This window comes from Ligilactobacillus ceti DSM 22408 (assembly GCF_000423245.1).
In the GTDB taxonomy this organism is placed as follows: Bacteria; Bacillota; Bacilli; order Lactobacillales; family Lactobacillaceae; genus Ligilactobacillus; species Ligilactobacillus ceti.
This window is the reverse complement of the sequence record NZ_AUHP01000016.1, coordinates 12688-35831: the sequence shown is the minus strand read 5'-3', so window position 1 is coordinate 35831 and position 23144 is coordinate 12688. Positions and strand designations below refer to the sequence as shown.

The 23144-nt window shown below is 36.1% G+C and carries 39 protein-coding genes and 1 riboswitch; of the genes, 38 read left to right on the top strand and 1 reads right to left on the bottom strand.

What is annotated here, in order from left to right; translation table 11 throughout:
• Nucleotides 1-40: 40 nt before the first annotated feature.
• The 30 genes from G540_RS0102300 (at nt 41) to rplQ (ending at nt 15992) form a co-directional block, all read left to right on the top strand.
• Entirely contained in the window at nt 41-1546 is a 1506-nt protein-coding gene (locus G540_RS0102300; protein WP_051188929.1) for a lipase family protein, read from the top strand.
• 308 nt (nt 1547-1854) lie between these two features.
• Nucleotides 1855-2163 carry a 30S ribosomal protein S10 gene (gene rpsJ / locus G540_RS0102295; RefSeq protein WP_027106708.1) on the top strand — a complete coding sequence of 103 codons (309 nt, stop codon included), beginning with the start codon at nt 1855-1857 and terminating at the stop codon, nt 2161-2163.
• 37 nt (nt 2164-2200) lie between these two features.
• Nucleotides 2201-2824 (top strand): 50S ribosomal protein L3, encoded by a 624-nt coding sequence (gene rplC, locus G540_RS0102290; protein ID WP_027106707.1) that lies wholly within the window; start codon nt 2201-2203, stop codon nt 2822-2824.
• A 22-nt stretch (nt 2825-2846) separates the two neighbouring features.
• Nucleotides 2847-3470: a 50S ribosomal protein L4 gene (rplD, locus tag G540_RS0102285; RefSeq protein ID WP_027106706.1), complete on the top strand. Its 624-nt coding sequence runs from the start codon at nt 2847-2849 to the stop codon at nt 3468-3470.
• Nucleotides 3470-3757, top strand: coding sequence for a 50S ribosomal protein L23 (gene rplW / locus G540_RS0102280; protein ID WP_027106705.1), 288 nt, complete (start codon nt 3470-3472; stop codon nt 3755-3757). The genes rplD and rplW overlap by 1 nt, the downstream gene beginning before the upstream one ends.
• A 24-nt stretch (nt 3758-3781) precedes the next feature.
• The gene (gene rplB / locus G540_RS0102275; RefSeq protein ID WP_027106704.1) at nt 3782-4615 is read left to right on the top strand and encodes a 50S ribosomal protein L2; all 834 of its coding nucleotides are present in this window, start codon (nt 3782-3784) and stop codon (nt 4613-4615) included.
• 60 nt (nt 4616-4675) lie between these two features.
• Nucleotides 4676-4954, top strand: coding sequence for a 30S ribosomal protein S19 (gene rpsS, locus G540_RS0102270; RefSeq protein WP_027106703.1), 279 nt, complete (start codon nt 4676-4678; stop codon nt 4952-4954).
• A 22-nt stretch (nt 4955-4976) separates the two neighbouring features.
• A complete protein-coding gene (gene rplV, locus G540_RS0102265; protein WP_027106702.1) occupies nt 4977-5324 on the top strand; it encodes a 50S ribosomal protein L22 in 348 nt (115 codons plus the stop codon).
• 13 nt (nt 5325-5337) lie between these two features.
• Nucleotides 5338-5994: a 30S ribosomal protein S3 gene (gene rpsC, locus G540_RS0102260; RefSeq protein WP_027106701.1), complete on the top strand. Its 657-nt coding sequence runs from the start codon at nt 5338-5340 to the stop codon at nt 5992-5994.
• Nucleotides 5995-5997: 3 nt separating this feature from the next.
• Nucleotides 5998-6429: a 50S ribosomal protein L16 gene (gene rplP, locus G540_RS0102255; protein ID WP_027106700.1), complete on the top strand. Its 432-nt coding sequence runs from the start codon at nt 5998-6000 to the stop codon at nt 6427-6429.
• On the top strand, nt 6422-6616 hold the full coding sequence (gene rpmC / locus G540_RS0102250; protein WP_027106699.1) for a 50S ribosomal protein L29: 195 nt from the start codon (nt 6422-6424) through the stop codon (nt 6614-6616). The genes rplP and rpmC overlap by 8 nt, the downstream gene beginning before the upstream one ends.
• Nucleotides 6617-6644: 28 nt before the next feature.
• Nucleotides 6645-6908: a 30S ribosomal protein S17 gene (rpsQ, locus tag G540_RS0102245; RefSeq protein WP_027106698.1), complete on the top strand. Its 264-nt coding sequence runs from the start codon at nt 6645-6647 to the stop codon at nt 6906-6908.
• 66 nt (nt 6909-6974) lie between these two features.
• Entirely contained in the window at nt 6975-7343 is a 369-nt protein-coding gene (gene rplN, locus G540_RS0102240; protein ID WP_027106697.1) for a 50S ribosomal protein L14, read from the top strand.
• A gap of 36 nt (nt 7344-7379) precedes the next feature.
• Entirely contained in the window at nt 7380-7685 is a 306-nt protein-coding gene (rplX, locus tag G540_RS0102235; RefSeq protein WP_027106696.1) for a 50S ribosomal protein L24, read from the top strand.
• A 28-nt stretch (nt 7686-7713) separates the two neighbouring features.
• A complete protein-coding gene (rplE, locus tag G540_RS0102230) occupies nt 7714-8253 on the top strand; it encodes a 50S ribosomal protein L5 (RefSeq protein ID WP_027106695.1) in 540 nt (179 codons plus the stop codon).
• Nucleotides 8254-8267: 14 nt separating this feature from the next.
• Entirely contained in the window at nt 8268-8453 is a 186-nt protein-coding gene (locus G540_RS0102225; protein WP_027106694.1) for a type Z 30S ribosomal protein S14, read from the top strand.
• Between the two features lie 30 nt (nt 8454-8483).
• The gene (gene rpsH, locus G540_RS0102220; protein ID WP_027106693.1) at nt 8484-8882 is read left to right on the top strand and encodes a 30S ribosomal protein S8; all 399 of its coding nucleotides are present in this window, start codon (nt 8484-8486) and stop codon (nt 8880-8882) included.
• A gap of 31 nt (nt 8883-8913) precedes the next feature.
• A complete protein-coding gene (rplF, locus tag G540_RS0102215; RefSeq protein ID WP_027106692.1) occupies nt 8914-9456 on the top strand; it encodes a 50S ribosomal protein L6 in 543 nt (180 codons plus the stop codon).
• A gap of 35 nt (nt 9457-9491) precedes the next feature.
• A complete protein-coding gene (rplR, locus tag G540_RS0102210; protein ID WP_035463530.1) occupies nt 9492-9857 on the top strand; it encodes a 50S ribosomal protein L18 in 366 nt (121 codons plus the stop codon).
• A gap of 21 nt (nt 9858-9878) precedes the next feature.
• Nucleotides 9879-10379: a 30S ribosomal protein S5 gene (rpsE, locus tag G540_RS0102205; RefSeq protein ID WP_027106690.1), complete on the top strand. Its 501-nt coding sequence runs from the start codon at nt 9879-9881 to the stop codon at nt 10377-10379.
• 14 nt (nt 10380-10393) lie between these two features.
• Entirely contained in the window at nt 10394-10576 is a 183-nt protein-coding gene (gene rpmD / locus G540_RS0102200) for a 50S ribosomal protein L30 (RefSeq protein WP_027106689.1), read from the top strand.
• A gap of 36 nt (nt 10577-10612) precedes the next feature.
• Nucleotides 10613-11047, top strand: a complete 435-nt coding sequence (rplO, locus tag G540_RS0102195; protein ID WP_027106688.1) for a 50S ribosomal protein L15 — start codon at nt 10613-10615, stop codon at nt 11045-11047.
• Complete coding sequence (gene secY / locus G540_RS0102190; protein ID WP_027106687.1) at nt 11047-12342, top strand: preprotein translocase subunit SecY; 1296 nt, start codon at nt 11047-11049, stop codon at nt 12340-12342. The genes rplO and secY overlap by 1 nt, the downstream gene beginning before the upstream one ends.
• A gap of 118 nt (nt 12343-12460) precedes the next feature.
• On the top strand, nt 12461-13117 hold the full coding sequence (locus G540_RS0102185) for an adenylate kinase (protein WP_027106686.1): 657 nt from the start codon (nt 12461-12463) through the stop codon (nt 13115-13117).
• 241 nt (nt 13118-13358) lie between these two features.
• Nucleotides 13359-13577, top strand: coding sequence for a translation initiation factor IF-1 (infA, locus tag G540_RS0102180; protein ID WP_027106685.1), 219 nt, complete (start codon nt 13359-13361; stop codon nt 13575-13577).
• 35 nt (nt 13578-13612) lie between these two features.
• Nucleotides 13613-13726, top strand: a complete 114-nt coding sequence (gene rpmJ, locus G540_RS0102175) for a 50S ribosomal protein L36 (RefSeq protein WP_003696792.1) — start codon at nt 13613-13615, stop codon at nt 13724-13726.
• A gap of 21 nt (nt 13727-13747) precedes the next feature.
• The gene (gene rpsM, locus G540_RS0102170; protein WP_027106684.1) at nt 13748-14113 is read left to right on the top strand and encodes a 30S ribosomal protein S13; all 366 of its coding nucleotides are present in this window, start codon (nt 13748-13750) and stop codon (nt 14111-14113) included.
• A 35-nt stretch (nt 14114-14148) separates the two neighbouring features.
• Complete coding sequence (gene rpsK / locus G540_RS0102165) at nt 14149-14535, top strand: 30S ribosomal protein S11 (RefSeq protein ID WP_027106683.1); 387 nt, start codon at nt 14149-14151, stop codon at nt 14533-14535.
• An 85-nt stretch (nt 14536-14620) separates the two neighbouring features.
• Nucleotides 14621-15571, top strand: coding sequence for a DNA-directed RNA polymerase subunit alpha (locus G540_RS0102160; RefSeq protein ID WP_027106682.1), 951 nt, complete (start codon nt 14621-14623; stop codon nt 15569-15571).
• 37 nt (nt 15572-15608) lie between these two features.
• Nucleotides 15609-15992, top strand: a complete 384-nt coding sequence (gene rplQ, locus G540_RS0102155) for a 50S ribosomal protein L17 (protein WP_027106681.1) — start codon at nt 15609-15611, stop codon at nt 15990-15992.
• A 355-nt stretch (nt 15993-16347) separates the two neighbouring features.
• Here the strand turns inward: rplQ and G540_RS0102150 are convergent, their stop codons facing one another.
• Nucleotides 16348-17208, bottom strand: a complete 861-nt coding sequence (locus G540_RS0102150) for a DegV family protein (RefSeq protein ID WP_027106680.1) — start codon at nt 17206-17208, stop codon at nt 16348-16350.
• Nucleotides 17209-17442: 234 nt separating this feature from the next.
• Here G540_RS0102150 and G540_RS0102145 point away from each other — a divergent pair, with 234 nt between their 5' ends.
• The 8 genes from G540_RS0102145 (at nt 17443) to G540_RS0102110 (ending at nt 23023) form a co-directional block, all read left to right on the top strand.
• Complete coding sequence (locus tag G540_RS0102145) at nt 17443-17856, top strand: helix-turn-helix domain-containing protein (protein ID WP_027106679.1); 414 nt, start codon at nt 17443-17445, stop codon at nt 17854-17856.
• Nucleotides 17857-17869: 13 nt separating this feature from the next.
• Nucleotides 17870-18727: a YitT family protein gene (locus G540_RS0102140; protein WP_027106678.1), complete on the top strand. Its 858-nt coding sequence runs from the start codon at nt 17870-17872 to the stop codon at nt 18725-18727.
• Nucleotides 18728-18980: 253 nt separating this feature from the next.
• Complete coding sequence (locus G540_RS0102135) at nt 18981-19700, top strand: TerC family protein (protein ID WP_420865042.1); 720 nt, start codon at nt 18981-18983, stop codon at nt 19698-19700.
• 9 nt (nt 19701-19709) lie between these two features.
• On the top strand, nt 19710-20234 hold the full coding sequence (locus tag G540_RS06900) for a GNAT family N-acetyltransferase (protein ID WP_051188928.1): 525 nt from the start codon (nt 19710-19712) through the stop codon (nt 20232-20234).
• Between the two features lie 106 nt (nt 20235-20340).
• Nucleotides 20341-21174 (top strand): Cof-type HAD-IIB family hydrolase, encoded by an 834-nt coding sequence (locus tag G540_RS0102125; protein WP_027106676.1) that lies wholly within the window; start codon nt 20341-20343, stop codon nt 21172-21174.
• 95 nt (nt 21175-21269) lie between these two features.
• Nucleotides 21270-21656 carry a fluoride efflux transporter FluC gene (locus tag G540_RS0102120; RefSeq protein WP_027106675.1) on the top strand — a complete coding sequence of 129 codons (387 nt, stop codon included), beginning with the start codon at nt 21270-21272 and terminating at the stop codon, nt 21654-21656.
• Complete coding sequence (crcB, locus tag G540_RS0102115; RefSeq protein WP_051188927.1) at nt 21656-22009, top strand: fluoride efflux transporter CrcB; 354 nt, start codon at nt 21656-21658, stop codon at nt 22007-22009. The genes G540_RS0102120 and crcB overlap by 1 nt, the downstream gene beginning before the upstream one ends.
• A gap of 24 nt (nt 22010-22033) precedes the next feature.
• Nucleotides 22034-23023: an aldo/keto reductase gene (locus G540_RS0102110; protein WP_027106673.1), complete on the top strand. Its 990-nt coding sequence runs from the start codon at nt 22034-22036 to the stop codon at nt 23021-23023.
• 64 nt (nt 23024-23087) lie between these two features.
• Nucleotides 23088-23135: riboswitch (PreQ1 riboswitch) on the top strand.
• Nucleotides 23136-23144 lie beyond the last annotated feature (9 nt).

Genomic DNA, 23144 nt, shown 5'->3' with positions numbered 1-23144 from the left:
GAGCATAATCCTATTTTTTTGTATTTAAGGAGGTGAAAAAATGGATCTAAAATTGAAAATTACAGCGCAGAATTTATGCTCTCTTTCAGATTGGGCATATTGTGTTGATCAAAAAGCTTGGCAAACATTTCGTAAAGCATATCCACAACCTGAAAATGGTACTTGGCAAACTTTTGCGGGCCAAGACTATTTTGTAATAGATGCTTATAATAATTTAACTAATGGTTTACAAATGTTAATTGTTGCGCCACGGCAAGTAGCTCAATCAAATGAGCGGTCACAAGGAGAATTTTCAACAGTAATTGTAGCCTTTGCAGGGACGGGTAATTCTGAAAAAGTTACTATGGGATTTGCCGGTAAAAACCCCAAAGATATTTCACAAGATATTCAAGGTATTGTTAAAGGCCAAAGGGAATATTTACAAGTTACGAGTGAAACAGGGGAAGTGGAAACTGTCTTGAGCCAATTTACTAGTGCGCAAAATTATTTAGAGCAATTAATGCAGCGTTATCCGCAAAGTGAATTTTATTTTACAGGACACTCTTTAGGTGGAAGTTTAGCAATGGTAATGGGTGCTCATTTTCAAAAACAGGCACAAGTTTTTTCAGCTCCAGATCCTTGGCGTTTGTTAACTGAGGAAGAAAAAAGTTGGATGTTAGATCATCCTGATAAATTAATTAATTATCGACATGCTAATGATGCTATTTCAACGTTGAATCCGATTATTAAAGATATTTCAGGTTTTACCGGTTTGAATTTATGGGCGCAAACAAGTGAGTTGAATCCATTCGAAGCGCATTTGTTGAAGAGTTATGTATTTAATGAAGATGAAAGTGTGGCTTTGATTAGCGATCCGTTGACTTTGGAGAATATGTTAAGCGCTAAAATTACAGCGATCGCTTTGTGGGTGCAAGATAATACTGTGGCAGCTGATGTTTCGGATGTTTTGTTTAATAATTTAAAAGCTTATGGATTGATTTGGGATAGATTACAAACTAAACAAATTTTGGCGGTCTGGTTAGATTACTTATTGAATTTACAACGTGTTTTAAAATTAGTACAAAAAGTCGGCGGTTTCAAAAATGATGAAGTTTCTTTAGAATCATTAGCGCAGGAATTTAAATGGAACGAAGCTTGCCAATGCGTTTTAGATTTACAAAATGAATTGCGACAGTTTGAAGTTGGTACGCAAGCAGAATATGTATATTTAACACAAGGATTAACTGCTGAAAATTTGGCCTATATAATAGAAGAAAGTGAAAAGTTATTAGGGTTGAAACAAGGCGAAAAAGCACGTTTTGAAGAGGTTTTAGGGCGATTCACACCAGAAATACCAACGTTTGATTTAAGTGAGCAATTACCGTTAAAAATGGCGGTGGAATATCAGCAAAATCACGCTGTTCGAAAACGAATGGAGCAACTGGCAGAAATTAAGCAAGTAGAACAAGCAGTATGGCAAAGAATGTTATTAAAAGCTAAATTAAACGGATTTGAAGACGTGTTTGTGAAAGTTAGTCATCAATTAGGTAAGTTAATTGATAAATAAAATACCTTTGATTTGCAAATGAGTTGAAAATAAGGGATACTATAAAGGTTGAACTTAAGCTAAATTGTGTGAAAACAATTTCATTTAATTTTTTGCAAAAATATTGAAAAAAGTCCTTGCTTTAAGAGCCTAGCTGTAATATTATAGAAAGGTACTTGTGCAAGGGACAAGTATATATAGTTGTTTTATATTTTTAAATGAGCTATGATGTGAAAGGTTGCGACACGCCCGGATGCTTTGCCACAGGTGCGACGGTAATTTTCACGGAGCTAGTCTTATTTTTAAAATAGACGAAGGAGGAAACGAACATGGCAAAACAAAAAATCCGTATCCGTTTAAAGGCATACGAACACCGCATTTTAGATCAATCAGCTGATAAGATTGTAGAAACAGCAAAGAGAACAGGTGCAGAAATCTCTGGCCCAATCCCATTGCCTACAGAACGTACAATTTATACAGTTATCCGTTCACCACATAAATACAAAGATTCACGTGAACAATTTGAAATGCGCACACACAAACGTTTGATTGACATTGTTAACCCAACACCTAAGACAGTTGATTCATTGATGAAACTTGACTTACCATCTGGCGTTGATATTGAAATCAAATTATAATACTAAATAAAACAAATAATAAATTGGAGGTGTACTCATGACCACAAAAGGAATCTTAGGAAAAAAAGTAGGTATGACACAAGTCTTTACTGAAGCAGGGGAATTAGTACCTGTAACAGTTATCGAAGTTGGTACTAACGTTGTAATGCAAGTTAAAACAATGGAAAATGATGGCTACGAAGCTATCCAATTAGGTTTTGACGATCAACGCGCTGTATCAGTAAACAAACCTGCTAAAGGTCATGCAGATAAAGCAAATACTGCTCCTAAGCGCTTCGTTCGTGAAATCCGCGATGTTGAGCTTGGAGAATACAAAGTTGGTGACGAAATCAATGCCGATATCTTCGAAGCAGGTAACTTCGTAGATGTAACAGGTACGTCTAAAGGACACGGTTTCGCTGGTTCAATTAAGAAAGATAACCAACAACGTGGACCTATGGGACACGGTTCTCGTTATCACCGTCGACCAGGTTCAATGGGTATCATCATTAACCGCGTTATGAAAGGTAAATTATTACCAGGACGTATGGGTGGTAACCGAGTAACGATCCAAAACTTGGAAATCGTTAAAGCAGACACAGAAAACGGAGTACTTTTGATCAAAGGTAACGTACCAGGTGCTAACAAATCCTACGTTACAATCAAAAGTACAATCAAATAATTAGAGGAAGGGAGGAAATAACATGCCAACAGTTGCATTATTTAAACAAGACGGTAGCAAAAATGGTGAAGTTCAATTAAACGACACAATTTTTGGTATCGAACCAAACAACAATGTAATCTTTGATGCAGTCTTGATGCAACGCGCATCACTTCGTCAAGGTACACACGCTGTAAAAAACAGAAGTGCAGTTCGCGGTGGTGGTAAAAAACCATGGCGTCAAAAAGGTACAGGCCGTGCTCGTCAAGGTTCTATCCGCTCACCACAATGGGTAGGTGGTGGTACCGTATTTGGTCCTACACCTCGTTCATATAGCTACAAATTACCACGTAAAGTGCGTCGTTTAGCTATCAAATCCGTCCTTTCTCAAAAGGTTATGGATGAAAGTTTAGTAGTTGTAGATGCTTTAGGCTTCGAACAACCAAAAACAAAAGAGTTCGCACAAGTTTTAAGCAACTTAGATATTAAAACAAAAGTTTTAGTAGTTCTTGAAGATGGCAACGAAGCTGCAGCATTAGCAGCACGTAACTTGTCAAACGTTACAGTTATTCCTGCTAAAGGATTAAACGTATTAGACGTTGTAAATAATGACAAGATGCTTATCACTCAAGGAGCTCTTTCTCAAGTAGAGGAGGTTCTTGCATAATGGAATCACGCGATATTATTTTACGTCCAGTCATCACTGAAGCATCAGTTGCTGACATCGACAACAAACGTTATACATTCGACGTTCATACAAAAGCAACAAAAACACAAGTTAAACATGCTATCGAAGACATCTTCGGTGTAAAAGTTGCTAAAGTTAACATCATGAATGTTAAAGGTACAAAGAAACGCTTAGGCCAATACGTAGGATTCAAAAAGAATCGTCGTAAAGCTATCGTTACTTTAACAGCCGAATCTAAAGAAATTACATTATTCAACGAAGAATAAAATTCAAAATAGGAGGAAAACATAGTGGGAATCAAAAAATTCAAACCTACTTCTAACGGTCGCCGTAATATGACAGGTTCTGATTTTGCTGAAATCACAAAATCAACACCAGAAAAGTCTTTACTTGCTAAAAACAACAAGACTGCTGGTCGTAACTCATATGGTCGTATTACAGTTCGTCACCGTGGTGGTGGGCATAAACGCCAATATCGTATTATCGATTTCAAACGTATTAAAGATGGCGTTCCTGCAACAGTTAAAGCAATCGAGTATGATCCAAACCGTTCAGCTAACATTGCGTTAGTAATTTATGCTGATGGTGTGAAAGCATACATCCTTGCTCCTAAAGGCCTTGAAGTTGGTCAAACAATCGAATCTGGTAAAGATGCAGATATCAAGATCGGTAACGCTCTTGCATTAGCAGACATTCCAGTAGGTACAACAATTCACAATATCGAATTAAAACCAGGTAAAGGTGGTCAATTAGCTCGTTCAGCTGGTGCATCTGCTCAATTACTTGGTAAAGAAGGTAAATACGCAATCGTTCGTTTAGCTTCTGGTGAAGTTCGTATGATCTTATTAACATGCCGCGCTACAGTTGGTGCTGTTGGTAACGAACAACACGAATTAATCAAAATCGGTAAAGCTGGTCGTAGCCGTTGGATGGGTCGCCGTCCACAATCACGTGGTTCTGTAATGAACCCTTGCGATCACCCACACGGTGGTGGTGAAGGTAAAGCACCTGTTGGACGTCCAAGTCCAATGTCACCATGGGGTAAAAAGACTCGCGGTAACAAGACTCGTAAGACAAAGAACCGTTCTAACAAGTTTATTGTTCGTGGTCGTAAAAAGAAATAGACAAGTAAATTCGAATTAACGTCTGAAAAACATAGTTGATCCGAAGGGAGGATTATTACATTGAGTCGTAGTTTAAAAAAGGGACCTTTCGTTGATGCACATTTAATGAAGAAGGTTGAAGCACAAGCTGATCTTGAAAAGAAATCAGTTATCAAGACATGGTCACGTCGTTCAACTATCTTCCCAAGCTTCATTGGTTACACAATCGCTGTTTATGATGGTCGTAAGCATGTTCCAGTTTATATCCAAGAAGATATGGTAGGACATAAACTAGGTGAATTCGCACCAACTCGTTCATTCCGTGGACACGTGAATAACGATAAGAAAACAGGAAAATAATTAACTAAGGGAGGATATCAGAATGGCTGAACAAGTAACATCAGCAAAAGCAACTGCACGTACAGTTCGCATCCCTGCACGTAAAGCACGTCTTGTGATCGATCTTATCCGCGGCAAGAGTGTTGCTGAAGCAATTGGGATCTTAAAGTTCACACCAAGAGCTGGATCACCAATCATTGAAAAAGTATTAAAATCTGCAATTGCAAACGCAGAAAACAACTTTGACTTAGATGTTGAAGATTTATATGTAAGTGAAGCATTTGTTAACGAAGGACCAACACTTAAACGTTTCCGTCCTCGTGCCAAAGGTTCCGCTTCTCCAATCAACAAACGTACAAGTCATATTACAATCGTTGTATCTGAAAAATAAGGAGGGATAACGCGTGGGTCAAAAAATTAATCCTACAGGATTACGTGTCGGAATCATTCGTGACTGGGATGCAAAATGGTACGCAGAAAAAGATTTTGCACAAAATTTACACGAAGATCTTCGTATCCGTAAATATATTGAAAACAAATTAGCCGACGCCGCTGTCTCTATCGTTGAGATCGAACGTGCTGCAAAGCGTGTTAACATTTCTATCCATACAGCTAAACCAGGTATGGTAATCGGTAAGGGCGGTTCAGAAGTTGAAAAACTTCGTAAAGAATTAAACAACTTAACAGGTAAGAGAGTTCACATTAACATTGTAGAAATCAAAAAACCTGACTTAGATGCTAAATTAGTAGCAGAAAACATTGCTGTACAATTGGAAAACCGTGTTGCTTTCCGTCGTGCAATGAAACAATCTATCCAACGTACAATGCGTTCAGGCGCAAAAGGTATCAAGGTTCAAGTTTCTGGTCGTTTAAACGGTGCAGATATGTCTCGTTCAGAACATTTCTCAGAAGGAACAGTTCCATTGCATACATTACGTGCAGACATTGATTATGCATGGGTAGAAGCAGATACAACATACGGTAAATTAGGCGTTAAAGTTTGGATTTACCGCGGTGAAGTATTACCTGCTAAGAAAGATAACCGTAAAGGAGGGAAATAATCTATGTTAGTACCAAAACGTACAAAGTATCGGCGCGAATTCCGTGGTAAGATGCGTGGTCGTGCTAAAGGTGGTACAGAAGTTGCATTCGGTAAATACGGTTTACAAGCAGTTGATTCACATTGGATCACAAACCGTCAAATCGAAGCTGCTCGTATCGCTATGACACGTTATATGAAACGTGGTGGGAAAGTTTGGATTAAAATCTTCCCTCATAAATCATATACAGCAAAAGCTATCGGTGTTCGTATGGGTTCCGGTAAAGGGGCACCAGAAGGTTGGGTAGCACCAGTTAAACGCGGCAAGATCATGTTTGAAATTGACGGCGTTCCTGAAGAAGTGGCACGCGAAGCTTTACGCTTAGCATCCCACAAGCTCCCAGTTAAAACAAAGTTTGTAAAACGTGAGGAAGTAGGTGGCGAATCAAATGACTAAACAAGAAATTAATGAATTAACCACTGCTGAAATGCTCGAAAAAGAAAAGCAATTCAAAGATGAATTATTCAACTTACGTTTCCAATTAGCAACAGGACAATTAGAAAACACTGCTCGCTTAAAGGAAGTACGTAAAACGATTGCGCGCATCAAAACAGCGTTGCGTCAACAAGAATTAAACAAATAATAGAATACGAAAAGGAGGCTAATCGCGAATGAGTGATCGTAACCAACGCAAAGTCTATCAAGGACGTGTCGTTTCTGATAAGATGGATAAAACAATTACAGTATCTGTTGAAACATACAAGAATCATAAGGCTTATGGCAAACGTGTTAAGTATTCCAAGAAATTTACAGCACACGATGAAAACAACGAAGCAAAAGTTGGAGATATCGTTAAAATTATGGAAACTCGTCCATTGTCAGCAACAAAACGTTTCCGTTTATTAGAAATCGTTGAAAAAGCAATTATTATCTAATCTGAATTAAATATTATTGCACTTTGATTCGTATTCTTATCTAATAGCGAAAGGAGGACACACACTGTGATCCAACAAGAAACTCGTTTAAAAGTCGCTGACAACTCTGGTGCACGCGAAATCTTAGTTATTAAAATTTTAGGTGGTTCTCGCGTAAAAACAGCTAATATCGGTGATATCGTTATTGCTACTGTTAAACAAGCAACACCAGGTGGCGTTGTCAAAAAAGGTGACGTTGTAAAAGCAGTTATCGTTCGTACAAAGAGCGGTACACATCGTGCAGATGGTTCATACATTAAATTTGATGAAAATGCTGCTGTTATTATCGGTGATGACCAATCACCTAAGGGTACACGTATTTTCGGGCCAGTTGCACGTGAATTACGTGACGGAAACTTCATGAAGATCGTTTCCTTAGCACCTGAAGTATTATAATCATCCATCGTCTAACAAGGAGGTGCAGAGAAAAACATGTTCATTAAAAAGAATGATAAAGTTAAAGTGATCAGCGGTAAGTATAAAGGTACTGAAGGTACAGTATTACAAGCTATGCCAAAAGAAGATCGCGTGATCGTACAAGGCGTTAATATCGTGAAGAAGCATCAAAAACCTTCTAACGAAAACCCAACAGGCGGAATTGTTGAAGTTGAAGCACCAATTCACGTATCTAACGTTATGTTGATCGATCCTTCTAACAATGAACCAACACGTGTTGGTTTCAAAGTAGAAGATGGTAAGAAAGTCCGTGTTTCTAAAAAAACAGGTGAAACTTTATAATATTTAAAGAAAGGAGGATACTTTCTTCATGAATCGTTTAAAAGAAAAATATATTAACGAAGTAGTTCCATCATTAGTGGAAAAATTTGATTATTCATCAGTCATGCAAGCTCCTAAAGTTGAAAAAATCGTGATCAACATGGGTGTTGGTGATGCTGTAAGCAATTCTAAGTTTTTAGATGAAGCTGTTGAAGAATTAACATTGATCGCAGGTCAAAAACCTGTAATTACAAAAGCTAAAAAATCAATTGCTGGCTTCCGTTTACGTGAAGGCATGCCAATTGGTGCAAAAGTTACATTACGTGGACAACGTATGTATGAATTCTTAGATAAATTAGTTTCAGTATCATTGCCACGTGTGCGTGATTTCCATGGTGTAAGTAAACGTGCCTTTGACGGTCGCGGTAACTACACATTGGGTGTACGTGAACAATTGATTTTCCCTGAAATTGATTTTGATAATGTTAATAAAGTTCGTGGTATGGATATCGTTATTGTTACAACAGCTAACACAGACGAAGAATCTAAAGAATTATTATCACAACTAGGTATGCCATTTGCCAAATAAGAGGGGGGTTCACATTGGCTAAAAAGTCACAAATTGCAAAGAATAAACGTCCAGCAAAATTCTCAACACAAGAATATTCCCGTTGTGAACGTTGCGGCCGTCCACATTCTGTATATCGTAAATTTAAGTTATGCCGTGTTTGCCTAAGAGAACTTGCTCATAAGGGTCAGATCCCTGGCATGAAAAAGGCTAGCTGGTAATCCAAAAAAAGCACAAAAGGAGGCAAACTAATGGTCATGACTGATCCAATCGCAGACTTCTTGACACGTATTCGTAATGCTAATCAAGCAAAATTAGAATCACTTGAAGTACCTGCTTCAAACATCAAATATGACATCGCAAACATCCTTAAAAAAGAAGGATTTATCCGCGATGTAGAATATATCGAAGACGACAAACAAAACGTTATTCGTGTATTCATGAAATATGGTAAAGATCATGAACGTGTAATCTCAGGTATTCGTCGTATCTCAAAACCTGGTTTACGTTCATATGTAAAAGCTGATGCTGTTCCTAAAGTTCTTAACGGTTTAGGTATTGCTATTTTATCAACACCAGAAGGTGTTATTACAGATAAAGAAGCCCGTGCAAAGCACATCGGTGGCGAAGTATTAGCTTACGTTTGGTAATAAATAAAAACCGTAAGGAGGTGTCTATCTCGTGAGTCGTATTGGTTATAAAGTTGTTGATTTGCCAGCAGGCGTTGAAGTTAAACAAGACGGAAACGTTGTAACTGTTAAAGGTCCTAAAGGTGAATTAACTAGAGAATTCTCAAAACATATCACTATGAAAATTGAAGGTAACGTAGTTACTTTCGAACGTGATTCAGAAGATAGCAAGATTAAAGCATTACACGGTACAACACGTGCAAACTTCAATAACATGGTTATCGGTGTTACTGAAGGATTCAAGAAAGAACTTGAATTACGTGGGGTTGGTTACCGTGCTCAAATGAAAGGAAAAACTCTCGTATTAAACGTTGGTTATTCCCACCCAGTTGAGTTTGATCCTGCAAACGAAAAAGGTGTTGAATTCGCAACACCATCTACAACATTAGTTGTTGTTGAAGGTATTAATAAAGAAGTTGTCGGCGATGTAGCTGCACGTATCCGTGCAACACGCGCTCCAGAACCTTACAAAGGCAAAGGTATTCGCTATGTTGGCGAATTCGTACGTCGTAAAGAAGGTAAGACTGGTAAATAATCTAGCAGCATAAGCTGTTGAAATTAAACTAAGAGGTGAAAATTGTGATATCTAAACCAGATAAAAATAAAACACGTCAAAAACGTCATGCACGTGTTCGTAACAAAATCTCTGGTACTGCTGAGTGCCCACGCTTAAATGTTTATCGTTCAAACAAAAACATCTACGCTCAAATTATTGATGACGTAGCGGGTGTGACGCTAGTTAGTGCCTCTACATTAGATGAAGCCGTTAGTGGCGACACAAAAACTGCACAAGCTGTTTCAGTTGGTACAGTTGTTGCTCAACGCGCTGTTGAAAAAGGTATCAAAGAAGTTGTCTTTGACCGTGGCGGATACCTATATCATGGTCGTGTGCAAGCTTTAGCAGAAGCTGCTCGCGAAAATGGCTTAGACTTTTAGGAAAGGGAGGAAAAAACGTTTATGACTTTTATCGATCCAGCTCAATTAGATTTAGAAGATCGTGTTGTAGCGATTAACCGTATCACTAAAGTTGTTAAAGGTGGACGTCGTCTTCGCTTTGCAGCATTAGTAGTAGTCGGTGACCACAATGGCCACGTTGGTTTTGGTACTGGTAAAGCTCAAGAAGTACCAGAAGCTATTCGTAAGGCTGTTGACGCTGCACGTAAGAACTTAGTGGAAGTTCCTATGGTCGGAACAACACTTCCTCATGAAGTTATCGGTCAACACAGCGGTAGTCGTATTTTGTTGAAACCAGCTAGTGCCGGTTCTGGAGTTGCTGCAGGTGGCGCAGTTCGTGCTATCATGGAACTTGCCGGAGTTGCTGATGTTACAAGTAAATCATTAGGTTCTAACACACCAATCAACGTTGTACGTGCTACAATTGATGGTTTATTAAAAATGAAGAATGCTGAAGACGTTGCACAATTACGTGGCGTATCAGTTCAACATTTAGCAGAATAAAGGAGGACATATTCATGGCAAACTTAAAAGTTACATTAATTCATTCTGTCATTGGACGTCCTCAAACTCAACGCGATGTCGTTAAAGGTTTAGGCCTTGGACGTATTAATAGTTCTGTTGTTGTTCCTGACAATGCAGCTATGCGTGGTGCGATCAGAAAGATCAATCATTTAGTGGACGTTGAATTGGCTGATTAATAGTCAATATTAGTTGAATAAGGAGGTGCCAACCTAATGAAATTACATGAATTACAACCAAGTGAAGGTTCACGCAAAGTACGCAACCGCGTCGGTCGTGGTACTTCATCCGGTAACGGTAAAACATCTGGCCGTGGTCAAAAAGGCCAAAAGGCTCGTGGTAAGGTACGTCTTGGTTTCGAAGGGGGACAAATGCCATTGTTCCGTCGTATGCCAAAACGTGGTTTCAAGAATGTTAACCGTAAGGAATACGCAATCGTAAACCTTGAAACATTAAACAAATTCGAAGATAATGCTGAAGTAACACCAGTTGCATTGGTTGAAGCTGGCATTATTAAAAACGAAAAAGATGGTATTAAAGTTTTAGGAAATGGTGCATTGAATAAGAAATTAAGCGTAAAAGCTCATAAATTCTCTGCATCTGCTAAAGCAGCTATCGAAGCAGCAGGCGGTCAAACTGAGGTGATTTAATGCTTAAGACAATGAAGAATGCCTTTGCTGTAAAAGAGATTCGTAAACAAATCTTATTTACCTTAGGTGTCTTGATTGTATTTCGTTTAGGCACTTATATCACTGTCCCTGGGATCAACGCTAAGGCTCTGTCTAGTGTTGCATCTTCAGGGTTAATTAGTATCTTGAACACTTTTAGTGGTGGCGGTTTAACTAACTATTCTATCTTGGCAATGGGGGTTTCCCCATACATTACTGCTCAAATTGTTGTGCAATTGCTCCAAATGGACATTGTGCCACGTTTTGTGGAGTGGAGTAAACAAGGTGAAGTTGGTCGTCGTAAATTAAATCAGGTGACTCGATACTTAACGATCGTGCTTGCGTTTGTACAATCAATCGGTATTACAGCTGGGTTTAACTATTTAAGTAGTTTAAATCTAGTTCCAAATCCAAACGTTAAAACATATATCAGTATTGGGATCATTTTAACTGGTGGTACAATGTTTACTACATGGTTAGGTGATATGATAACAGAACGAGGCCTTGGTAACGGGGTTTCAATGATTATTATGGCGGGTATTTTAGCTCGTGTTCCAATTGGTATCAAACAAATTTATACAGAAGAATTTGTGAGTGCTGCAACTAATCAAATTTGGAAACCTATTTTATACGTTGTAATATTAGTACTGATTGTTTTGATAATAGTAACTTTTGTAACATATGTTGAACAAGCTAATTATAAGATTCCGATCCAATATACTAGACGTTTAGCAGATGCTACTGAAAGCTCATATTTACCATTGAAAGTCAATGTAGCTGGTGTTATTCCAGTTATCTTTGCTAGTTCGTTTATTGCAACACCACAAGCTATCTTAATGGCTTTCACGCAAAACCATTCTGAAGCAACCTGGTTTAAAGTAATGACGAATTTATTCAATATGCAAACACCTGCAGGTATGACATTATATACATTTTTAATTGTTCTCTTTACTTTCTTTTATGCTTTTGTTCAAGTTAACCCTGAAAAATTATCAGAAAACTTACAAAAACAAGGAAGTTATATTCCATCTGTCTGGCCTGGTAAAGAAACACAAAAATATGTTTCCCGGTTATTAATGAGATTAAGTACAGTTGGTGCATTGTACCTTGGACTTATTTCTTTAATTCCATTATTAGCTAGTTCAATTTGGGGCTTAAGTGCTTCAATTGGTTTAGGTGGGACAAGTTTATTAATTGTTGTAGGGGTAACTTTACAAACAATTAATCAATTAAATGGTATGATGATGAAACAAGAATATGTTGGTTTTATTAGATAAGTTACTAAAAAAAGTTGGTCTTTCTTTTAGAAGAGAGGCCGACTTTTTTAACTACAAGCACTATTTTTACGTTATAATAATAGTGAATTTTACTATTATATATTAGGAGGAATTATACATGGCAATGAACCTTATGCTTATTGGTTTACCAGGAGCTGGTAAAGGAACACAAGCAGAACGAATTGTAGATACATATGCAATTCCACATATCTCAACAGGTGATATTTTTAGAGCTGCAATTAAGAATAGTACACCAATGGGAATTGAAGCTAAAAAATATATCGACAAAGGTGAACTTGTACCTGATGAAGTAACTAACGGAATCGTTAAAGAACGTTTAGCTCAAGACGATGTTAACAATGGTTACTTATTAGATGGTTTCCCTCGTAACATGGCGCAAGCTGAAGCATTAGAACAATTTAGTGCTGAATTAGACAAAGCATTAAACTGTGTAATTTATATTCATGTTGATCCAGAATCATTAATGGAACGTTTAACAGGACGTTACATTTGCCGTAATTGTGGTGCAACATATCATAAATTATTTAACCCAACAACTGTTGAAGGTACATGTGATCGTTGTGGTGAACATGAATTCTACCAACGTGAAGATGATAAACCAGAAACAGTTAAAAAACGTTTAGAAGTTAATATTGAAATGAACACACCATTATTAGACTTCTATCGTGAACAAGGCATTTTACATGAAGTTAATGGTAACCAAGAAATTGACCAAGTGTTTGCCGACATCAAAAAAGTATTAGATTCATTATAAAATTAGTATGAAACACGTTTAAATGAGAGGCTTTGAAAAAAACTTGAAAAAAAGTGAGAAAATTTAAATATTTCTTGCAAATCGTCACTTTATTGTGTTATGATAATTCAGGTTTATCTTTTCAATGGGTTTAGAATCTTCAAGGAGAATTTAAGCTTGCGGAAAAAGGTGGGACTCCCAAGAAAAGCTTCTCACATTTTGACGTGTAAAGTTTTAAAACCAAATAAGGAGGTACTTTTGCGTGGCGAAAGATGATGTAATTGAAATTGAAGGCACGATTAAAGAAACGATGCCTAATGCGATGTTCAAAGTTGAATTAGAAAACGGACATGAAATTTTAGCTCATGTTTCAGGAAAAATTAGAATGCACTACATTCGTATTTTACCTGGAGATCGAGTGACAGTGGAAATGTCTCCATATGATTTGACTAAGGGACGCATTACCTATCGCTTTAAATAAATTGTACTTCGAACATATTTTAGGAGGTATAATTAATGAAAGTAAGACCATCAGTTAAACCAATGTGTGAACATTGCAAAGTTATCAAACGCAAAGGTCGCGTTATGGTTATTTGCGATAATCCAAAACACAAACAACGTCAAGGATAATAATTAGGAGGTGTAATTTTAATGGCTCGTATTGCAGGTATCGATTTACCACGTGATAAGCGTGTGGTTATCGGATTAACTTACATTTATGGAATCGGTAATACTTCAGCTCAAAAGATTTTAGCTGAAGCAGGCGTTTCAGAAGATGTTCGTGTTCGTGATCTTACAGCTGATCAAGAAGATCAAATTCGTGCAGTTGTAGATAAATATAAGGTTGAAGGTGACCTTCGTCGCGAAGTATCAATGAACATCAAACGCCTTTCAGAAATTGGCTCATACCGAGGTCTACGTCACCGTCGCGGTTTACCAGTTCGCGGTCAAAATACTAAGAACAACGCGCGTACACGTAAAGGCCCAGCTGTTTCAATTGCTGGTAAAAAAGGTTAATAAATAAATTTTAAAAGAAGGAGGTTAGCTAATTCATGGCAGTTAAGAAATCACGCAAACGCCGCGCAAAGAAGAATATTCAAAGCGGGGTTGCACATATTCATTCAACATTCAATAATACACTTGTTATGATTACAGACGTTCATGGTAATGCTGTAGCATGGTCTTCTGCAGGTTCATTAGGCTTCAAAGGTAGTCGTAAATCAACACCTTTCGCAGCTCAAATGGCTTCAGAAGCAGCAGCTAAGAGTGCTATGGAAAATGGTATGAAGACTGTTGAAGTTGCAGTTAAAGGTCCAGGTTCTGGTCGTGAAGCAGCCATTCGTGCTCTTCAAACAACAGGACTTGAAGTAACAGCTATCAAAGATGTTACACCAGTTCCTCATAATGGATGTCGTCCTCCAAAACGCCGTCGTGTTTAATGTGGGACTATAATCATTTTGAAGAAAAACTTCATAATGTTTTCGCCATATTGCACACTACGTTTTGAAAGGGGTAAAGATAAGAATGATCGAATTTGAAAAACCAAAAATTCATAAGGTTGAAGAAAGTAATAATTATGGCAAGTTTGTAATTGAACCACTTGAACGTGGCTATGGTACAACTTTAGGCAATTCATTGCGTCGTATTTTATTATCATCTCTACCAGGAGCTGCTATTACAGATATCCAAATCGATGGAGTTCTACATGAATTTTCAACAGTTGATGGAGTACTAGAAGATGTAACTCAAATTATTTTAAATTTGAAAAAAGTTGCTATTGGTATTTCCGAGTCTAATGAAGAAAGTCATAATTTAGAGATCGATGTTGTTGGTCCTATGGAAGTAACAGCAGGAGATATTCAAGGTAGTGGTGATGTAGAAGTTTTCAACCCAGAACAATATATTTGTACAGTGGCTGAAGGTGCTACATTCCATGTTCGAATGACTGCTAATACGGGTCGTGGATACGTTTCTGCTAAGGAAAACAAAGAGAAGGCTGAAGATATGCCAATCGGTGTTTTACCAATCGATTCTATTTATACCCCGATCGAACGTGTCAACTACCAAGTAGAAAAAACACGTGTTGGTCAAAAGAATGACTATGACAAATTGACACTTGATGTATGGACAAACGGTTCTATTGCACCAAGTAAAGCAATTAGTTTGTCAGCTAAAATCTTGACAGAACATTTAACTTTATTTGTTGATTTAACTGATGAAGCAAAAGATGCTGCAATCATGGTAGAAAAAGAAGAAACACATAAAGAAAAAATGCTTGAGATGACAATCGAAGAACTCGATTTATCTGTACGTTCATACAACTGTTTGAAACGCGCAGGCATCAATACTGTTCAAGAATTGACGAATAAGTCAGAAGCAGACATGATGAAAGTCCGTAACTTAGGACGTAAATCATTGGAAGAAGTTAAGAATAAATTAGCTGAGCTTGACTTATCATTACGTCACGATGATTAATTAGTATATAGAAAATATTAAGGGGAGGGAAATTTCCATGGCATACCGCAAATTAGGTCGTACAAGTTCACAACGTAAAGCTATGTTGCGTAACTTGACAACAGACTTGCTTGTTAACGAAAAAATCGTTACAACAGAAACTCGTGCAAAAGAAGTACGTAAGTTTGCTGACAAGATGATTACTTTGGGTAAAAAAGGTGATTTAGCATCACGTCGTCGTGCAGCTGCATACTTAATGGACGTTGTTGCTGATGTTAAAGAAGATGGCGATGATATCGTTGTTCAAACAGCAGTTCAAAAATTATTTAATGATCTTGCACCACGTTTTGCAGAACGTGAAGGTGGTTATACACGTATTATCAAGATGGATCCACGTCGTGGTGATGCAGCTAAAATGGTAGTACTTGAATTAGTTGACTAATTCTTAGTATCGCTGGCATAGCATAACTTAATATTAGATAATTAAATTGTCACTTTTATGGTAAATAAGTGGACGTTACGATGATGGGTTAAACCAAGTCTAGTTCAAAGTACTAAAACAATTTGTTTTAGGAATATTTACCATAAAAAGTGATTTTTTATTTGCTTAAAAATAAAACAGCCCGATTTTAATCTTAATGATTAAAGTCGGGCTGTTTTTTGTCATCAGAGCGATTAGAAGAGGTGTTTAAGGTGATTTTAAATTACATTAGTATGCGTGGAACCACATTCATTAAAATGCTTTAAATGCTAAAAAAAAGACTAACTAGAAGATCTAGTTAGTCAGGTTATAATAATTAATTTTCGACAGGTTTTTCTGCTAAAGTAATTACTCCGATTGCATTCATCCCGGTATGGGCCATAATAACAGGACTTGTTAAACGAGCCACATATGGAATACCTTCAATTTTATCATCTAAGATAGTAGAACGAACTTTTTGTAAAAGAGCTTCATCTGTCCCAACATTGGATAATGAAATAGCTTCAATTGGATTATCCACATGTTCAGCAGCTAATTCTTTACAATGTTTGATAAACGTTTTTCGACTACGGCCTTTTGTATAAACATCTAAAGCTGTGTCAGAAAGACGTACGATAATTTTTAAGTTAATTAATTTTGTAATAGCACCGGCAAAGCGACTCACACGACCGCCAGCAACTAAACATTGTAAATCATCAACGAAAACATCAACTGTAGTGCGAGCATGCACATCTTTACAATGTTCAATGATTTCAGGAATTGATTTACCTTCTTTGATATCTTGTGCAGCGGCTAAAACTTGGAAAGCTTGTCCGCGGTCAGTAGATTTACTGTTAATAACAGTTACATCAGCATTTGCGATTTGTGCAGCTGTACGAGCTGTTTCGTATGTTCCACTCAAAACGTCAGTCATCATAATAGCTAAGACTTGACTGCCATCAGCACCCAAACGTTCAAAAGTTTCCACGAAAGTTCCGATTGCTGGTTGGCTTGTTTTAGGAATGAAGCCTTCTTTTAATTGTTCTAATAATTCAGCACGTGTAATTGTTTCACCATCAATATAATTTTTACCAGCAATATCCACAGATAATGGGATAATTGTAATATTATTATCTTCGATTTCAGTGGGTGTTAATTGGACTGAAGAATCCGTTAAGATTTTAATAGTTTTTGTCATACCAAATACCCCTTATACTAATTTTATATTCTAAAAGTTCCTTATTAATTCATTATATACTAACTAAGGTATTAATCAAGATTAGAGCGATTTCATATCTAGTTAATAAAAACGATAACAAGTAGTATTATATAGGTAGATGAAAATTAATACAAATAAAATTAACAAAGATTTAGATAAAAGATTGCTATCGTAAAAGAGCTAAATTAAAATAAATTCAAAGGGGGAATTAAAATGTTTCCAGAAAGATTAAGAGCGTTAAGAACGGGAAGAAATTTATCATTACCAGAATTAGCCCAAGCATTGAATAAGATGATGGATGAGCATGAAAAAAATGATCGAGATAATACCGGACCACAAATTGGGAGTTGGGAACGGGGAATTAATACACCATCTTATTTAGAAGTAAAAAAATTAGCTGAATATTTTAATGTTTCATTAGATTATTTAATTGGACGACCAGTGAGTGAAATTGATTTAAATGAAGTTCTACTAGCACCACAAGATTTAGTGTTTTCTGGTGAAAAATTAACGACCCAACAACGTTATGAAATTTATGAAATGTTGAAAGGTTATTTACATGGTCATGAACAACAAGTCGCAGATTTAAAACAACAAACACAAGAAATTACATTATTATTAGATTAAAGGGTTAAGCAGAATGAAGACAACAAAGAAACAAACAAGAGTTATCAAAAATATTATTTTTAATATCTTAGGCGCATTTATTTACGCTGTAGCAGTCCATGGTTTTTTAATTACAAATCACCTTGGTGAAGGTGGCGTAACAGGATTAATGACTATCTTTTACTATTGGTTAGGTATTGCACCGGCGTTAACTAACTTAGTTTTAAATGGAATTTTATTAGTAGTTGGTTGGAAATTATTAAGCAAAGAAACTGTTTTTTATACTTTGATTGCAGTTGGTTCGATTTCAGTCTTTTTACCATTATTAGCTCATTTAGGCTGGAGTTTTCCTTTACATGATAAATTAGTCGCAGCGATTATTGGTGGTATTTTGATGGGGATTGCGATGGGCGTTATCATGAAAGGTGAAGGTACAATTGCTGGGAGTACAATTTTAGCTCGAATTTTAAATAAATATTTTGGTATGCCAACAGGATATGCTTTATTGATTTTTGATTTTGCAGTGGCGATTCCATCAGGCTTAATTATTGGTTTTGAAAATATGTTATTAACATTATTAGAATTATATGGTTCAGCTTTGATTTTAGAAAAATGTTTAGCTATTGGAGTAGATCAAAAAGCTTTAACAATTATGTCGCCATACCATAATGAAGTTTCCCAAGCTTTAATAGATCATTTAGGTGGGAATACAACCTTATTAACAGGTAAAGGTTACCGAAAAGGGCGCGAAGAAAAACTCGTTTATTATGTTTGTCCAGCAGGCAAAATCGTCAAAGCAATGAATGTGATTAAAGAAGTTGATGATACGGCTTATGTTGTTGTGGAAAACGTGCGCAGTACTTGGGGTTACAATCTAAAGAGTATTTTATAAGCGAGTTAAAAACACAATATATAGAGTGTCGGCTGAGTGTTATACACAAAATCTAGTGGTTGTTCACAGCGAAAATGTGGATAACTAATGAGTCACCTATGAAAGGTGGCTTTTTTATTTATCGTAACTTAGAACAGAAGAAATGTTTTGCAGCAGACGGCATGTTTTGAAATATGTTAAAATTAAAGTAAGTAGTTTAAAAGAGGATGAAATAAAAAGGAGTGGGGACGAAACGTTGGGTATTCTAGAGAATATGTATGGGCCGTTTTTTGATTTAGAAAATTGGCGAACAGTTATTACATCCGGTCAAGACTGGATGATGATTTTAACTTTAGTTGTATTAGAATGTTTATTATCAGTTGATAATGCAATTGTGCTAGCTGCACAAACACAAAAATTACCAACTAAAAAAGAACAAGAAAAATCATTATTTTATGGATTATGGGGAGCTTATTTATTCCGCTTTCTGTTAATTGGTTTAGGCACATATTTAATTGATTTTTGGGAAATTAAATTAGTCGGTGCGGGGTATTTAATTTATTTATCTGTGACACATTTTTATCGGTTACGTCATCCCAAACCAGAAGTAGAAAAAGAACATAAAAGAAAATGGGATCGCTTTTTACCGCTCTTTTGGCAAGTTGTTATTTCGATTGAATTAATGGATATTGTTTTCTCTGTTGATTCTGTTTTAGCATCCTTAGCGATTTCTACTAACCCAGTAATTGTTTTAATTGGTGGGATTATTGGTATTTTATGTATGCGGGGAATTGCGGAAGTTATTATGCGTTTAATGGTTATTTTACCAGAATTAAAAGCGATGGCTTATGTTTTAATTGGATTTATTGGGATTAAATTATTATTAACAATTCCGATGATTGATATTGAAATTCCTGCTCTTTGGTTTGGTGGTTTTGTAGTTGTTTGCTTTATCGGAACATTTATTGTTCATAAGATTAATAATGCGAAATGAGGTTTTTAAATGTTAGTTGATCGTTTGAATTTCTTTTTAAATGATTATCAAGTCCGTGTTTTAACGGATGCTGATCAAGAACAGATTTTTAATTTACAAAAACAACACCCGAACTATCATGCAACTTTTCAAAAAGCAACTTTAACAGCTGAAATGGTCTTGGCTGATTTAACGACTTTACCACCCGGTTGTCAGATGCAACAAAAGTTTTATTTAGGAATTTTTAAAGAGGAAAAGTTAGTAGCAATTTTAGATTTGGTTTTAGGTTATCCTGAAAATCAGGCTGTCTGGTTAGGCTTGTTGATGCTCGATGAAAGTGAATTGAATCACGGTTTAGGTACGAAAATTATTCAAAAAGTTTGTCAAACATTGAAACGTGAAGGTTATCAAAGTTTAGGAACAGCAGTGGCCGTTGATCAAGTGGCCGCGTTGAATTTTTTCATGCAGCAAGAATTTGTTTTAGTAGCAGAACAAACAATTGAAAATCATGATCAAAAACCAGTTTCGATTGTGATTTTAGTGAAAGAACTGTAAAAGCAAAAGATTACTTAGCGAATGCTAGGTAGTCTTTTTTTATAGCCCAAAAGTTAAATCAAATTATGTTAAAATATGAGCGAGCGTTAAAAGAGGAGGAGATATAATGGCTTACAAAATGGTCGTGTGTGATTTAGACGAAACATTGATTGATAGTAATGCTCAGATTCCAGTTGTGAATCAAGAGGCTATCAAGAAAGCTACTGAACAAGGTATTTATTTTGTACCGAATACAGGGCGTAATCCAGGTTCTGTACAAAATATTTTAAAAGAGTTAGACCTTTATCAAAAAGAAAATCAGTATGTGATTTCTTTTAATGGGGCAGCTGTTTTAGAAAACAAAGATGTTCGTCCAGTAATTGTGAAGGCATTCCCGCATGAGTTAGTAGATACTCTCTTTAATTTAGGGAAAGAACGCTATCCAGATGGGGATATTCATATTTATACGATGGATCAATTATATGTTTATCAAATTAACGATGGTGATCGGGAATATATGGATCCAAGAATCCCTGATTGGAAGGATTTACCAGGGGATAATTTGGACTTTTTACGTGAAGTACCGATTTTCAAGATTTTATTTAATATTTATGATGAAGCTGAAAGAATTGCTTTTAAAAAGTATTTAGAAGAACATTCACCAGCACCATTAAATATCACTTTTTCATCTGATCGTTATGTAGAATGTAATTTAGCTAATTGTGATAAAGGGACTGCAGCGTTAGCTTTAGGAGAACGCTTAGGTATTAAACCTGAAGAAATTATTGCGATTGGTGATAATGGTAATGACATTGGCATGATTGAAAAAGTGGGTTTAGGTGTTTGTGTTAAAAATGGACGTGATTTTGTGAAAGAAGTTTCCGATTATGTTACTGAAAAAACGAATGCCCAAGGTGCGGTAGCCGAAGTAATCGATAAATTTATTTTTCAGGCAAAGTAATTATTTTTTGAAAAACAAAGGGTAATAGTTCACAAATTAAGGTTAAAAAGAGTATAATCTTAAACAAATTCAAGAAACAGAAAGGAACTATTATTATGTGGCAACAACGATTAAAAGATGTTTTAAGTGTTGCGCTCTTTGCTTTTTTTGGCGGTATTTGCCGTTATTTATTAGGAGCATGGATGGACAGTACCGGAACGATTATTGTTAATATTGTAGGGAGTTTTGTTTTAGCATTTATTACTTATTATGCAACTGAAGTACAAGATTTTTCCGAATGGATTACAGTTGGTGTCGGAACAGGTTTTATCGGAGCCTTTACTACATTTTCAACTTTTAGCATGGATTTTTGGAAATTATATCATCAAAGTGTAAATTATGCTGTTTTATATCTTGGAATTAGTATGATTGGTGCTTTTTTAGCAGTTATCGCTGGGATGATGTGCGGAATTGCAGTTGCGAATAGAGGAGGTAAACGTTAATGGCAATGCTTTTAGTTGGTATCGGTGCCGGGATTGGTGCTTCGTTACGTTATTTAATTACAAATTTTTATAAAAGAAAAGTCGGCGGCGTTTTCCCCGGAGCAACTTTATTTTTAAATTTAAGTGGTGCGTTTATGTTAGGCTATTTAACGAGTTTAGCTTTAGCTGATCCACGCCTACCGTTATTATTAGGGACAGGGCTTTTGGGTGGTTATACAACCTTTTCGACATACAATACAGAATTATTAGTTTTAGTACGTGATCGTCGCTGGAAGTTATTTTTAATTTATTTTATTACAACATATGGTGGTGGTTTAGCTTTAGCATATATCGGGTTAATGTTAGGCCGCTAAACAAAAAATAAAGGAGTTTTGTTGATGTATTTAGCAAATGAAGATCGTTATCATAAATTACCTTATCGTCGTGTAGGCAATACAGGGCTACGTTTGCCGGTTATTTCTTTAGGAATGTGGCATAACTATAGTAGTGTTGATCCTTATTATGATCGGAAACAAGTTATTTTAAAAGCTTTCGATGAAGGTATTTTTAGTTTCGATGGTGCTGATCATTACGGTGTTCCTGAAATTGGAACATCAGAAAAATTGTTAGGTGATATTTTAAAAGATGAATTAAAACCATATCGTGATGAATTAGTTGTCACAACAAAAGTGGGATATCGGACAATTCCAGGACCTTATGGTGAGTTTTTATCACGTAAAACAATTATGCAATCAATTGATCGGAGTTTAGAACGTTTAGGCACAGATTATGTTGATCTCTATTATGCACATCGGTTTGATCCAGAAACAGATTTATGGGAATCAGCACGAGCTTTTGATCAAATTGTGCGTGATGGTAAAGCTTTATATATTGGAATTTCTAATTTTGATACTTTACAAGCTAAAGAAATGGCTAAAATTTTCGATGATTTGGGAACACCTTATACAGTTAACCAATTTTCTTATAACATGTTGAATCAAGAAGCTAAAGAAACCGGCTTGTTAACAGAATTAGATGTAGAAAATAAAGGATTAGTTGCTTACGGACCTTTGGCAGAAGGATTATTAACAGATCGCTACTTAGATGGGATTCCCGAAGATTTTCCAATTCATCCTACAAGTGCTTATATTTTCAAAGATGGCAAAGATGCTGTTGTGAAAAAATTAAATGCATTAAATAAAATTGCGCAAGAACGTGGTCAAACATTATCACAAATGGCCCTTTCTTGGTTATTGAAAGATGAAGTTGTTTCGAGTGTAATTATTGGTACAACAAGTATCAAACACTTAGAAGCTAATTTAGAAGCAGCTAAACAATTAGAATTTTCAGCTGAAGAACTTCAATTAATTCAAGATATTTTAGTTTAAGTGTAAAAATAACCTTGAGTTTTAATCGAATGTTTTTTATACTGGAAAACGTGGCAATTTAAAGTCACTGGTGGTTCGTAAACATCCCACCATAATAAAAAACTAGGAAGAAGGAAAGATT